Origin of the sequence: Paraburkholderia fungorum (genome assembly GCF_902833645.1) — a bacterium.
Taxonomy (GTDB): domain Bacteria; phylum Pseudomonadota; class Gammaproteobacteria; order Burkholderiales; family Burkholderiaceae; genus Paraburkholderia; species Paraburkholderia fungorum.
This window is the reverse complement of sequence record NZ_CADFGE010000012.1, coordinates 287,197-301,404: the sequence shown is the minus strand read 5'-3', so window position 1 is coordinate 301,404 and position 14,208 is coordinate 287,197. Positions and strand designations below refer to the sequence as shown.

The window sequence follows — 14,208 nt, the reverse complement described above, 5'->3', positions numbered from 1 at the left end:
GCATTCGGCGGCCGGCAACATGCCGCCCGCCGAATACGAAGTCACCATGCAGAAAAAGTGGAAAGCGGAAAAAGTGTCCAGGATTACTTGACCACCACACACCTACTTTTCTTTGCCTGCCGCAAAGAAAAGTAGGCAAAAGAAAGCGGCTTTACACCGCCAGCTCATAAGCGGGTCCCCCGCGCAGCCACGGTAGTGGTGCATCTGGAATCCGTGTTCCCGCGCACTCCGCGTTAGCGACAAAGCGCTCATCAGCTCCCACTCCGCACTGCGCGCGTCGCGGACGGGTCTGCCAGGGAAACCTGGGGAGCGGTTGCGCTACCGTTTCCTGGTGTGACTCACTGATCAAGTCGTCGTGTGTCGCGTCGCGCTCGAATATCGTCGTCGTTTCTACTCGCGCTATTCGATCACGTCCGTGAAATATCCTCGTCAGGAACGTAGTACGCCTTTCAGGCGGCCTAGTTCCGCGGGTCGGGTGTATGAGCGGTACAGTTCGCCAACCGTGCCGAATGCCAGGGCCGGTTTGAGCGTGGCGCCAGGGAGCGCGTCTGTAATCCAGTCAAATGCATTCATTTCACGCTGGGCAGCATGAACCGCTGCAGTCAGCACCGTCAAGGCTCGCTCGGCGGAGTGGCCGCCGAGGTCAAGGAAGCAACTCTCAAATGGATGCTTCGTGGCAGGTTCGACGACATGTAACACCGATTTTCGAGCGTCCAAATCAATCTCCTACGCGGATTGCAACTCCTGTATATCAACCGAATGTGACAATGCATCGTTCTCATTCAGTAAAAAATTTGACTCGGGATTGCCGCACTCACCCCGCGCGTTTGTTGCGTTGACCACGATTTGCGCGCCAGCGAATCAGCAAGCCAACCAGCGCGGCGAAAACCGCCGTGCCCGCATAGCCCGCGAGACGGATGGCGTCCTCGCCCGGCAAACGCGAGGCCAGCACAACCACAATGGCGATTGCAAGCATCGCGAAACATGCGACCCACCATTTCATCTGCGTCTCCCCCGAGGTTCGTGTGCCGCCACCTGCACGGCTATCGCGCCGTTTTGCCAAGCATACCGTGAGCCGCGCAGCGGTGTAACCAGGAAGAAAATCGCTCCGCTCCGGTTCAGCCGGCGCCGCCTCTCCCGCTGCCGTGCGCCTGCTCCAGAATGAACTCGATAAAACTCGCCGCCGCCCGCGTGTGATGACGATTCGGCATATAGAGCATGTACATGTGCGTACCGAAGATGCTCAACCGCCATTCATCCAGCGCCGTCACCACAGCGCCGCGACGCAGGTCGTCCTGCACCACGTAGTCCGGCACCAGTCCGACACCCAGGCCCGCCAGCACCGCCTGACGCAAGAACAGAAAGTTTTCCGAAATAATCGCCGGTTCGAGCAGCACTTCATGGCGCTCTTCACGCAGATACGCGGCCACCCGCAATTGTCTGCCAACCACCGCCGACGTAATCACCGGCGCCGTGCGCAAATCGTCAAGCCGCACCGGCATGCCGCGGCTTCCGGCAAAATCCGGCGAAGCACACGCAACGTAGCGCACCGGCCCCATGTCGCGCGCGACGAGATTCTGCGGCGGCTCGGACATCACCCGAACCGCAATGTCGACCTCGTCGCGCATCAGATCCTCAACGCGATTCTCAAACATCACGTCGAGCACGATGCCGGGATAGAGACGCTTGAACGCAATCAGCCAATCCGACATCACCAGTTGCCCATAGCCGCTCGGCACACTCAATCGCACCCGCCCCTGCAAGCTCTGCCCGAGCGTGGTGACCGACTCGCGCGCAGCCAGCAGCGCGTTCTGAATCGTGCGGCCATGCTCGTACAACTGCAGGCCGATTTCAGTCGCCTCGACCCGGCGTGTGGTGCGCCTCACCAGTTGCAGGCCGATCGAGCGCTCCAACTGGTTCAGGTGGTAACTCACGTTCGCCCGGCTCATTTTCAGCCGGCGGGCAGCTTCGCTCAGGTTGCCCGCATCGAGAATATCGACGAGCAGGGTCAGCGAATTGACGTCCATGATGCTGCCTTTGTCAAAATAATTTTGACAGTCTGTCAACGGACTATGTAATTGTCAATAAACCTTGACCAACCGAGAATCACAGAATTCGCCAGACCCGGTATGCCCCGATCTGGCTCGATTTGATCCGAGTTGATTCGCTAGCAAACAGTCAGGAGACGACACGATGACCCCCACCCCTTCCGCCGACGTTGTCACGCGCGAACTGCGCGGCAAAGTCCTGCTGGTCACCGTCGACCACGCGCCGGTCAACGCGTTGTCCGCCGACGTGCGGCGCGGCCTGCTCGCCGCCATCGAAGCCGCGGAGACCGACAAGGCCGTCGAGGCGGTGCTGATCGTCGGCGCCGGGCGCAATTTCATCGCGGGTGCGGATATTCGCGAGTTCGGCAAGCCGCCGGTGCCGCCTTCGCTGCCGGACGTGTGCAATCGCATCGAAGCGTGTGCGAAGCCGGTGGTGGCCGCGATCCACGGCGCCGCGCTCGGCGGCGGGCTGGAAGTGGCTCTCGCGGCACACTACCGGCTTGCCGTGGATGGCGCGAAGCTCGGCTTGCCCGAAGTGCAACTCGGCCTGCTGCCGGGTGCGGGCGGCACTCAGCGCACGCCGCGCCTGATCGGCGCGCCAGCCGCCCTTGACCTGATCCTGAGCGGCCGCCATGCCGGCGCGAAGGAAGCGCTCACGCTCGGCCTCATCGACCGGCTCGGCAGCAGCGGCGACGTCCTCGCGGAAGGCCTCGCCTATGTGCACGAACTACTGGCCGCTCACGCGCCGGTGCGCCGCACACGCGACGCCGCCGCACTAAGCGACCGCGCCGCGAGCCTCGCCGCCATCGCTGCCGCGCGCGCGGAAACGGCGAAGAAATCGCGTGGGCTGTTCTCTCCGCTCAAGATAGTCGATGCCGTGCAAGCCGCTGTCGAACAACCATTCGAAGACGGCCTGCGGCTCGAGCGCAAGCTGTTCCTGGAATGCCTCGATAGCCCGCAGCGGGCCGGCCTGATTCACGCGTTCTTTGCCGAACGCGAGGTGCTCAAGGCGCCGGAAACACGCGACGCCAAACCACGGGCACTGAACCGGATCGGCGTAGTGGGCGGCGGCACCATGGGCGCGGGCATCGCCGTCGCCGTGCTCGATGCGGGCCTGCCCGTAACGATGATCGAACGCGACGACGCGTCGCTCGCACGCGGCCGCGCGCACATCGAAAAGGTCTACGACGGCATGATCGCCAAAGGCCGCATGACTGCGGAGAAGAAAGCGGACGTGATGACGCGCTGGCAGGGCAGCACCTCGTACGACGCACTCGCCGACGCCGATCTGGTGATCGAAGCCGTGTTCGAGGACCTGTCGGTGAAACAATCGGTATTCGCCGAACTCGACCGTGTCTGCAAGGCCGGCGCGGTGCTCGCCACCAACACTTCGTATCTCGACATCGACGCGATTGCGGCCAGCATTTCGCGCCCCGCGGACGTGATCGGCCTGCACTTCTTCTCGCCCGCCAACATCATGAAGCTGCTGGAAGTGGTCGTGCCCAAGCAGGTCAGCGCAGACGTGGTGGCCACGGCGTTCGAACTCGCGAAGAAGCTGCGCAAGACACCGGTGCGGGCCGGCGTATGCGACGGCTTTATCGGCAATCGCGTGCTGGCGGTGTATCGCAGCGCGGCGGACGCGATGATGGAAGACGGCGCGTCGCCCTATCAGATCGATGCGGCCGTGCGCGCGTTCGGCTTCCCGATGGGCCCGTTCCAGGTCGTCGACCTGGCGGGCGGCGACATTGGCTGGGCCACGCGCAAACGGCGCGCCGCCACCCGCAACCCCGACGCACGCTACGTGCAGATCGCCGACCGTCTGTGCGAACGCGGCTGGTTCGGCCAGAAGACCGGCCGCGGTTTCTATCTGTACCCCGAAGGTTCGCGTACCGGCACGCCCGACCCCGAGGTCGAAGCCATCATCGAAGCCGAGCGTGAGCGCGCCGGCGTCACGCCGCGCACGTTCACCGACGAAGAAATCATCCGCCGTTACATGGCCGCCATGATCAACGAAGGGGCAAACGTCGTGCACGAAGGCATCGCGCTGCGCCCGCTCGACGTCGACGTGACCTTCCTCTATGGCTACGGTTTTCCGCGCTATCGCGGCGGCCCGATGAAATACGCCGATACGGTGGGCCTCGCCACCGTTCTCGCGGACATTCGCGAGTTCGCGAAAGAAGACCCGCTGTTCTGGCGCGCGTCGCCATTGCTGGTCGACCTGGTCGAACGCGGCGCCGATTTCGCGAGCCTCAACCTGACAGCTTGAGAGCGCCCGCCATCTGGCGCATGGCGCATGCTGACCGGCGATGGCCTGAGCCTCACCGGTCAACCGGCCCACGGGCCCGCTAAACATCAAGGAAAGAACCCATCATGGATCTGAACTTCACGCCTGAAGAAGAGGCGTTTCGCGCCGAAGTACAGCGCTTCTTGCGCGACAAGCTCCCGCAACGCCTCGCCGACAAAGTACACGGCGGCCGCCGCCTCACACGCGACGACATGGCCGAATGGCACGCGATTCTTAACGCGCAAGGCTGGCTCGCCAATCATTGGCCGAAGGAGTACGGCGGCCCCGGCTGGAACGCCGTGCAAAAATTTATCTTCGAGAACGAATGCGCGTTGGCGGGTGCGCCGCGTGTCGTGCCGTTCGGCGTCAACATGCTCGGCCCGGTATTGATCAAATACGGCAACGAGGCGCAAAAACAGCACTGGTTGCCCCGCATTCTCGATGGCTCCGACTGGTGGTGCCAAGGCTACTCGGAACCAGGCGCGGGCTCGGACCTCGCGTCGGTCAAGACCACCGCGATACGCGGCAGCGACGCGCAAGGCGAGCACTATATCGTCAACGGCCAGAAAACGTGGACCACGCTCGGCCACTACGCGAACATGATTTTCTGTCTCGTGCGCAGCGCGACCGACGTGCGCAAGCAGGAAGGCATCAGCTTCCTGCTGATCGATATGAATACGCCGGGTGTCGAAGTGCGCCCGATCATCACGCTCGACGGCGAGCACGAAGTCAACGAGGTGTTTTTCACGGACGTCCGCGTGCCCGTCGAGAACCTCGTGGGCGAAGAAAACAAGGGCTGGACCTACGCCAAATATCTGCTCACGTACGAGCGGACCAATATCGCGGGCGTCGGCTTCTCGGTGGCCGCCTTCAACCGGTTGCGCAAGATCGCTGCGAAACAGCGGCGCAACGGCAGGCCGCTCGCGGATAATCCGGCGTTTGCCGCCCGCATGGCACGCGTCGAGATCGATCTGGAAAACATGAAGACCACCAACCTGCGTGTGATCGCAGCAGTGGCCGGCGGCGGCGTACCGGGCGCCGAAAGTTCGATGCTGAAGATTCGCGGCACCGAGATCCGCCAGGAAATCTCTTCGCTGACGCGCCGCGCGATGGGACCATACGCGCAGCCGTTTGTCGAGGAAGCCTTGTACGACGGTTTCGAAGGCACGCCGGTCGGCCCCGACGAAGCGGCGAGCGCTGCGTCGCTTTACTTCAATAACCGCAAGCTGTCGATCTTCGGCGGTTCCAACGAAATCCAGAAGAACATCATTTCCAAAATGATCCTGGGACTGTAAGGGGCAAACACCATGAATTTTCAGCATACCGAAGACCGCCGCATGCTGGCGGACACGCTCAACCGCTTCATCACGGAGCAATACGGTTTCGAAACACGCGACCGGATTGCACGCTCGCCTGAAGGCTTTAGCGCAGACCTATGGAATCGATTTGCGGAACTCGGCATTGTCGGCGCGTTGTTCGATGAAGCGGATGGCGGTTTTGGCGGCGGCGGCTTCGATATCGCGGTCGTATTCGAGTGTCTGGGTCGCGGACTCGTGGTCGAGCCGTTTCTCGATACGTTGATCGTCGGCCAGGCAATCGCGCGTGCCGGCAGTGACACACAAAAAGCCACGCTCGGAGATCTGATCGACGGCTCCCGCATCGCGGCGCTCGCGCATGGCGAGCCGGATGGCCACTACGAACTCTCACGCGTAACGACACGCGCGGCACGCAACGGCAACCAGTGGAAGCTTAACGGCGCGAAAGCGGTGGTCCAGCAAGGCGAGAACGCTGCCCTCTTTCTCGTCTCGGCACGCACTACTGGCGCCGAGGACGAGGAAGCTGGCATCACCCTCTTTCTCGTCCCGCGCGACGCGGCAGGTGTCAGCGTGCGCGGCTACCGCAAGATCGACGGCGGCCGTGCAGCCGAGCTGACGTTCGACAATGTCACGCTGAGTGACGACGCCATGCTCGGTATGACGGGTGAAGGTTTTGCGCCGCTCGAATACGCGATCAGTTGCGGCGTGCTTGCCTTGTGCTCCGAAGCGGTGGGTGCGATGGATGTCGCGAAAGATTACACGCTCGAGTATCTGCGCACACGCAAGCAGTTCGGCGTGCCGATCGGCAGCTTCCAGGCCTTGCAACATCGCATGGCCGATCTGCTGCTCGAGATCGAACAGGCACGCTCGGCGGTGATCAACGCCGCGGCAGCGCTCGAGTCTGAACGCACGGTGCGGGAACGCGCCATGTCAGCGGCAAAGTACAGCATTGGCAGGATTGGCGCGTTGGTCGCCGAGGAGTGTATTCAACTGCATGGCGGTATCGGCATGACATGGGAGTTGCCGCTCGCTCACTATGCAAAACGCCTCGTGATGATCGACCATCAACTGGGCGATGAAGATCACCATCTCGAACGGTATATCGCACTCGGCAAAGGTTGAGGGCTGGTTTCAAACACAAAGAAAAAAACCGCAATCTGTTAGATACTGGCGAACATCCCGCCCGCGAGGGCGGCTCTCTGACTCATTCAGCATAAGCAGCGCAGTCGCAGGAAACCGGCAGAACCCGACGTCTCACCCCCTATCGGAGGCAACGTGGATTTCCTGAAGACGCTTCTCGAGCAGCAGCCCTTAATGACGTTGTTCCTTACCATCGCGGTAGGTTATTTCGTCGGCGAAATCAATATCAAAGGGTTTTCACTTGGCGTCGGCGCCGTGTTGTTCGTCGCACTCGCCGCCGGCTGGTTTGCGCCGAAGTCAGCGCCCGCGCCCATGATCGGCACGCTCGGCTTGTCGCTCTTCCTCTACACAGTCGGCGTGCAATATGGCAAACAGTTTTTCCTCGGGCTGACCAACGCCGCCGGCCGGCGTGCGAACATGCTCGCGTTGATCGGCGTGCTATGCGCGGGGGCAGCGAGCTTCGCGATTCAGAGAATCATGCACCTGAATCCGGGCTATGCACTCGGTCTCTTCTCCGGTTCGGGCACCAGCACGGCTGCGTTGCAGGCGGCAATTGCAAGTCTCGGCACCGAAGACGCAGCAGTCGGCTATTCGGTATCCTACCCATTTGGCGTCGCCGGTCCGATCCTGTTGCTCTATCTGGCATTCGCGATCCTCGCGCCGAAGATCAGAACGGCCTCCAGCACCGGCCTTGAAATCCTCGAAATCGCGCTGCGCAATCCTGTTTTCAGCGGCAAGACGCTCGGCGAGACGGTTGCCGCCCTACCCGCCAACGTACAGATCGTCGCGGTACGCAGCGCGCATCACAACGCGCCGGCCACGCCTGAACTCGTGCTGACCGAGAACGACGTCGTGCTCGCCGTCAGTCCGGAAAAAGACGCACTGGCCGAAGCTCGCAAGCGGCTTGGCGAAGCAGCCCCTGGACGGGTTCTGCGAGACCGTGGCGACCTCGACTATCTGCGCGTGTTCGCGTCGCGGGCGAATGTAGTGGGCCGCACACTCGGCGAACTGAAGATGCCCGACGGTTCGATCGTCGCGCATGTGCGGCGCGGCGACGCGGACGTCATGCCGAACCCCGATCTCATCCTCGAATACGGCGATCGTGTTGGCTTGCTGACGCAGCGCGCGGCGTTTCCGGCATTGCGGACCTTCTTTGGCGATTCGATCAAGGGCACCGCCGAGTTCAGCTACATTTCGGTCGGTCTGGGGATGGCGCTGGGTTTTCTGGTCGGTGCGATCCAGATTCCGCTGCCGGGTCTGGGCAAGCTCGCGCTCGGTTTGTGCGGCGTGTTGATCGTGGCGCTCGTGTTAGGCAAACTGCGCCGAACCGGCAGCGTCAACTGGACGATGCCGCTGCCCGCGAACCTCGTGCTGCGCAACCTCGGGCTGACGATTTTTCTTGCGCAGGTCGGCATGGCGTCAGGGCCGAAGTTCGCCGCAACTGTCTCGCAGACCGGCTTGCTGATGCTTGCGCTTGGTGCAATCGTGCTGCTCGCGCTGGCCGTGCCGGTTCTGATCCTCGGCCTCCTGGTGTACCGGCTGCCCTATGACGAAGTGGCGGGTATCGTCGCCGGCGCCTGTGGCAATCCGGCGATCCTTGCGTTCGCCAATAAGCTAACGGCCACCGACAAGCCGGACATCGGCTACGCGATGATCTTTCCGGCTATGACGATCGTGAAGATACTGTTAGTGGATGTCGCGGCGAGGTTGTGGTGAGAGGCTACGTTCATTGAACGCGGCGTCCCGACCTGCAGGCAGGGTCGCCAGTTGCGCTCCAATCAGATTCGCGAGTTCAACGCGTCTCGCATTCGGACGAAAACGCTTCAGATACGCTAGTTTGTCAGTCGCCATTACCTGCTCAGATCGTTTTCACTGATCGCCGACCTTGCCGCGCTTGTCGATGCTCAGCCTCGTTTCCGTTTCAACGGTGCCGAGCAGCGCGTCGACACCCCCTCCACAACTCGCGCGATCGTCGCGGCGATACGCAACGAGTCAGGCTACGTCGCTGCCGTTCCCCCTACGTTCCCCTAAATGGTTCAGCGGCGGCCCTTTCCCCATCCAGCCATTTGCGCTCGTCCGCACAGCATCTTTAATCGTTGACGTCGATAGGTCTTTATGGATAATGGCTTGAAACAAGATGCTTTCGCTCCTTTCGGCCTGCGTTGACTCGACACGACTCACTTGAAACCCACCTCGCCCAATCAGACTTACCGCCTCGCTACGGGTTACGCATTCGGCCTATCCGATATCGGACTCGTGCGCCGCAACAACGAAGACAATTTCCTGGTTGACGACGCACTCGGTCTTGCCATCGTGTGCGACGGCATGGGCGGTCACGATGCCGGCGAGGTCGCGAGCACCGAGGCGCTGGCGCTGTTCCATCAGTTCATCGCAGAGGTCGATCCGCACGCGTTCCATCATGAGCCGCGCGACGATCCTGATGCGACCTTGCCCGGCCGATATTCGGCACAGTCAGACGGAACCGCGCCGCAGGGCACGCACCCGGCTATTACTGTTGCAACGCGGGCAGTCGAACACGTCAACGATCAGCTCTACGCGATGAATCGCAGCGACATGCGCCCCGATGGCCGCGGCATGGGCACCACCATGACCGGTATCTGGCGCCAGCCTCAATCGGCGACCATGGTGGTGTTCCATGTCGGCGACAGCCGGCTCTATCGCTGGCGCGATAGCCGGATGCTGCAGATCACGAGCGACCAGACGCTCTATCAAAAGGCACTCGACGCCGGCATCACCGTCAATCTGCCCGGGCGTAACGAGTTGCTGCAAGCTATCGGTCCGTCGCCCATGGTCGAGCCTGAGGTGCACCGGCTCACGCCAAGGCCGGGCGATCTTTATCTGCTGTGCTCGGATGGTCTGCATGGCATGCTGAACGACCAGCAGATTGTCAACGTGTTGCGCAACGCCACGCCCGACACGCTGGCAACGTGCAGCCACCAGCTTGTCGAACTCGCCAAACAGCACGGCGGCAAGGACAACATCACGGTAGTGCTGGTCTGGTTCGACGCGTAGCGTCGGGACCACTCATTCTGCGCATTAACCGGCCCCGATCTGCATGGGAGCATGGGAAAGCGAACCATCTCTTCCCGTGCTGCTCACAAAACAACCTGCTTCAACGTGCGGTGCCTCGGCGTAAGATCGTCCAGCCCGAGGCTTCCCACCCGGCCCCCACCAGTGCACTGAACCGTCGCCCGGCAGGCAAGCCCTCGCATGCAAGCAGCACGGTTTCACCTGCCGTGCCGCCTTCGCTCCACCAGAAGCTGCACCCGGCCGCGCAGGTCACCACCAGATCGTTCATCAGCGTGTGCACGCCGTCGGCAAGTTCAGCGCCCGAGCACGAAGCCAGTGGCAGACACAACGCCGCCTGTTCGCCACGCACCGCAGGCACGCCGGGCGCGGCCAGTTGCACGAGCGCCGCATCGAACGCGTCGATCTGAAAGCGTTCGTCGAGCGTCGACCGTGCAAGCACGTCCAGGCGGCCGTACCACTCGCCACTCGCGCCAAGCCATTCGACGGGATCAATAGCCGCGTCGCAACCCGCCACGATAGTCAGCGGAAAATAGCGCCCCACCCGATCGATGCCAGGCATCATCACGCCCGCCCAGGTTCGCTCTCCACACACGCCGCGTCCAAGCACAAAGCGCCACACCGGGCTCGTCAGATATGCGCCGAGCCAGTCGGCACCCAACTGCTGCCGGCTCGCGTGCAGCCCGCGCTGCAGCCAGTCGTCCCAAGGATCGAGAAAGGACGCGGGCAGGCGTCGCGACAGAAAATCCCCATGCGTAATGGCCTTGCCGAAAAACCCCGGTGTATCGAGCCCCTCGCTCATAGCTTCGCCGGGCAGGTGAATTTGTTGAGCGCGTCGAGATTGAACGGATTCACCACACTGCTCGCGCGCAGCTCCAGCGTGACCTTGCGGCCGTCGAGGTCCAGTGTGAGGTTGTAGCGGTCGCGCTGCGCGGTCGGCTCCAGCACACCCTTGTCGATCATCCTGAACCATGCCCACGGGCCATCGGTAGAGTAACCGCTGCTGCCGCCCGCCCCTGGCGGCGCATAGTCGACCCGCACCGAACTCGACACCTTTCCGTTAGGCCACTGAAACGCGGTCGAACGCGTGGGACCATGTCCATACGTGAGCGTCTGCCCATCGATGTCGAGCGTGAACTGCGTCACGGCAGCATCCATCGTGACGGGCTTCAGCTCGAAGCGGGCCGAGGCCATCTTGCCGCCACCGGAAAAGAACGCATCGCGAATCTGCGCGGCGCGCTGGAACTGCGTGAGCACATCCTCGGGAATACCAAGCGACACATTGCCGAAAGGCCGCCAGCTCCAGCGCGTCTTCGACATATCGACGTAGGGCATCAGGTTATGCTGGAAGAAATCGTCGATCAGACCGCCTGGCGCAAACACGCGGCCAAAGTCGTCCTGCGTCACCGCGTTGCTGGCGCTACGGACGAGCGGGTAGCGGCCGTCGATCGCCTGGTGGCAGAACGACGCGACGTTCGCCACCCACAGTGAACTCAGCCGCCCACGCTCACTGCCGAGCGTCAGCGACGATCCCGCGTCCGCCACCCCCGCGAGCATGGCAGCAAGGGGCGCCGGCTTGCCCTCGGCGCCCTGCTTCAGCTTCATCAACGCATCCGAGGCCGGTGCGGGCGCGCCTTGGCGCTTCGCGGTATTGGCTGCATCGAGATAGACGAATACTTCGTTAAGCGACGCAAGTTGCGAATCGAGCGGCGAAGCGCCGCCCGCGCCGGCCGCCGCGAGTTGATGCAGCGAATCGAAATGCAGATCCACGGGATTTTGCAACGTTGCCGCCGGTGCGGGCGCCGCATCGTCGGACGAGGCAAGCGCGCTCTCCAGCTTCTTCTTGACGCTGTCGAGCTTGCCTTTGGCGGTGTCGATCAAGGTGGTCTGCTTGACGTCGCCGAGCGTGGTTTCCTTCGCCGCCACGCTCAGGAATTTCTTCAGCGGCGAGGTAGGCTGCGCGAGTACGTTCACCACGCGCGCGGCCTGATCGAGATCGTGAAACGGCACAATGCCGACATCGGACAGAAACGCGTCCCAACGCCTGATGTAATCGTCATAGTAAAGCTCGAGCACCTGCGCATTCAGTTGCTCGACCGCCGCCGGGTCGGTGACTGCCTCGTCCTTGCCCAATATCCAGTTGTCCTTGACGACGTCGGCCACCGCCAGATCGCGGCGTGCAAGAAATTGCCGGTAGCCGTCGCGGGTAAAGAGGCCCGGCACGCCGCGTGTCATCGGCTCGCCGCTCTTGCGCACGAATACGATTGCCGCGTCGCGTCCCGCCGCGCTGGCCAGCGACACCTCCGGCAAACTGGTGTGTTGCAGATTGCGCAGCAGCGACGCGTAGACCCGCTGTTGCAGCGGAATCCTGGCAAGCGCCTGGCGGGTCGAAGCGACCAGGTCGGCGTCGAGCGTGACCGGCCCGTCGTCCTGCAGATGGTCGAGCAGCGCCGTCATATGCGCCGACAGATCCTTGCGCTGGTCATCGGTAACATGCCCGGCGAGGTTGCGGTCCCAATCGTAATCCGCCCATGCACCCACCGATTCGGCATCGAAATGATTCGGGTCGCCCAGCATCAGATAGACCCGCAGCGTCTCGTACAGATACTGCGGGTTGTTCGCTTCGCCGCGCCGCAACTGTTCTTTCAGGCGGCCGACCACTCGCGGCAGCAGGGTCTGACGTAACAGACGCTGATACAGAGTCTGCGCGGCGGAGCCGAGTTTGTCGCCCTGATACAGACCGAGCGTCATCAGAAACGGCGCACCGCCGTTGCGATCCGCGTAGCCGCCGGGAATGTCACGCGCGGCGTCGAGCAGCGGCAACACGCTCAGCACGCCCGCATTCGGCACCAGATTGCGCGCCTGCGCATCGATCGCATCGACCTGTGACGCAACCTCGCGAACGTAGCTCCGGTTGCGCACGTAACTGGTCACGAGCCCCGCGCTCATCAGCACGATCAGCCCGGCAGCCAGCACCCAGGCGCCGCGTTGCAGCCACGCACGGCGGCGCTCGACACGCAGGTCGGCACCGGCCAAACCCGATTCCTGGAACAGCACGTCGCGCAGAAGCCGCGTAATGAAATAGCTGCGCCCGCTCGCCGTATTCGCCACCAGCACCTGGCGATCGATGCCGAAGCTCGCCGCCAGCGCGCCCATCACGCGGTCGATCGGGCTGCCTTCCTGGGTGCCGCTGGTGAAATACACGCCGCGCAGCAGCGCGTTTTCCTCATAACGGCTCGACTGGAACACGTCGCCGAGAAAACTGCCCAGCAGGTCGCGCAACGACGCAAGCTGTTGCGGAAAACCATAGATCAACGCGCGCCGCCGGACATCCCGCTCCTGTTGCAAGCGCTCGAGGACGCGCGACTGGAGGCGCGCTTCCAATGCGTCGAACTCAGCCGGGAACGTTGCCAGCAACTGGTCGATGTTCGCCGCGTCCGCCACCGGAAATGTCATGCCCCAGACACTTGCACGCTCCTCGCGCCCGAGGTCGTCGAAGAACTCCACAAAGCCCGCCATCAGATCGCACTTCGTGACCAGCACGTAGATCGGAAAGCGGATGCCGAGCCGTTCATGCAGTTCCTTGATTCGTTCGCGGATTGCCTGCGCCTGCGTCTTGCGATCGGCTTCGGATTGCCGCAACAGATCCGCGACCGAAACCGCGACGATCACGCCGTTGATCGGCCGGCGCCGCCGGTATTTCTTCAGCAGTTGCAGGAAGCCGGTCCATGCCGCCTTGTCGGCTTCGGAATCGCTGTCCTGGGTCGTGTAGCGGCCGGCCGTGTCGAGCAGCACCGCCTCGTCGGTGAACCACCAGTCGCAGTTGCGCGTACCGCCAATGCCGCGAATCGCTTCCTTGCCGAGCTTGTCGGCGAGCGGAAATTTCAGGCCCGAGTGGACCAGCGCAGTGGTCTTGCCCGCCCCCGGCGCACCGACGAACATGTACCACGGTGTCTGATACAGATACTGCCCGCCAAAGCGGCGGCCGCCGCGCGCCTGACGCAGAATTGCCAGCGCTTCCTGGAAGCGCTGGTTGAGCGCCGACACTTCGGCGGCCGAGCGCGTGTCACTGGCAGACGGCGCGGGCGATGCCGACGCCAAGGCCGGATCGGCGGCGGCAGGTTGCGCCGCCACGCTCTGCATCAGCTTCAGACTGGCGATCCGTCCAATCAGCCATTTACCGACAAAGAAGCCGGCCCACAGCACAAAGATAATCGCGATCAGCGTGATACGGCTCGACACCGATTCCAGCGGCGCGTTGCCGTTGAACGCGATCAACGGCCCGTCGAACCAGACGATCAACGCAAGCGCGAGCGCGCCGAACAACGCCAGCACCCAGGCGCGGGTCAGCCAGCTAAAGAGACGTTTCATG

The 14,208-nt window shown here is 62.9% G+C and carries 9 protein-coding genes; 5 read left to right on the top strand and 4 right to left on the bottom strand.

Going from position 1 to position 14,208, the window contains the following annotated elements; genetic code table 11:
* Positions 1-814: 814 nt before the first annotated feature.
* Both HWX91_RS31130 and HWX91_RS31125 read right to left on the bottom strand, forming a co-directional pair.
* Positions 815-1,003 carry a hypothetical protein gene (locus HWX91_RS31130; protein WP_028200232.1) on the bottom strand — a complete coding sequence of 63 codons (189 nt, stop codon included), beginning with the start codon at positions 1,001-1,003 and terminating at the stop codon, positions 815-817.
* A gap of 115 nt (positions 1,004-1,118) precedes the next feature.
* Positions 1,119-2,027: a LysR family transcriptional regulator gene (locus HWX91_RS31125; protein ID WP_028200231.1), complete on the bottom strand. Its 909-nt coding sequence runs from the start codon at positions 2,025-2,027 to the stop codon at positions 1,119-1,121.
* A 166-nt stretch (positions 2,028-2,193) separates the two neighbouring features.
* Here HWX91_RS31125 and HWX91_RS31120 point away from each other — a divergent pair, with 166 nt between their 5' ends.
* From HWX91_RS31120 to HWX91_RS31100, 5 genes are all read left to right on the top strand, one after another.
* On the top strand, positions 2,194-4,314 hold the full coding sequence (locus HWX91_RS31120; protein ID WP_028200230.1) for a 3-hydroxyacyl-CoA dehydrogenase NAD-binding domain-containing protein: 2,121 nt from the start codon (positions 2,194-2,196) through the stop codon (positions 4,312-4,314).
* A gap of 104 nt (positions 4,315-4,418) precedes the next feature.
* A complete protein-coding gene (locus HWX91_RS31115; protein WP_028200229.1) occupies positions 4,419-5,627 on the top strand; it encodes an acyl-CoA dehydrogenase family protein in 1,209 nt (402 codons plus the stop codon).
* Positions 5,628-5,639: 12 nt separating this feature from the next.
* Positions 5,640-6,770, top strand: coding sequence for an acyl-CoA dehydrogenase family protein (locus tag HWX91_RS31110; RefSeq protein WP_028200228.1), 1,131 nt, complete (start codon positions 5,640-5,642; stop codon positions 6,768-6,770).
* Positions 6,771-6,923: 153 nt separating this feature from the next.
* Positions 6,924-8,504 (top strand): aspartate:alanine exchanger family transporter, encoded by a 1,581-nt coding sequence (locus tag HWX91_RS31105; protein ID WP_028200227.1) that lies wholly within the window; start codon positions 6,924-6,926, stop codon positions 8,502-8,504.
* A gap of 465 nt (positions 8,505-8,969) precedes the next feature.
* Complete coding sequence (locus HWX91_RS31100) at positions 8,970-9,821, top strand: PP2C family protein-serine/threonine phosphatase (protein WP_028200226.1); 852 nt, start codon at positions 8,970-8,972, stop codon at positions 9,819-9,821.
* 100 nt (positions 9,822-9,921) lie between these two features.
* On the opposite strand, the gene tagF is transcribed toward HWX91_RS31100, so the two are convergent.
* Together tagF and tssM are read right to left on the bottom strand one after the other, a co-directional pair.
* Positions 9,922-10,638, bottom strand: a complete 717-nt coding sequence (tagF, locus tag HWX91_RS31095; protein ID WP_042277208.1) for a type VI secretion system-associated protein TagF — start codon at positions 10,636-10,638, stop codon at positions 9,922-9,924.
* Positions 10,635-14,207, bottom strand: coding sequence for a type VI secretion system membrane subunit TssM (gene tssM / locus HWX91_RS31090; RefSeq protein WP_028200225.1), 3,573 nt, complete (start codon positions 14,205-14,207; stop codon positions 10,635-10,637). The genes tagF and tssM overlap by 4 nt, the downstream gene beginning before the upstream one ends.
* Position 14,208 lies beyond the last annotated feature (1 nt).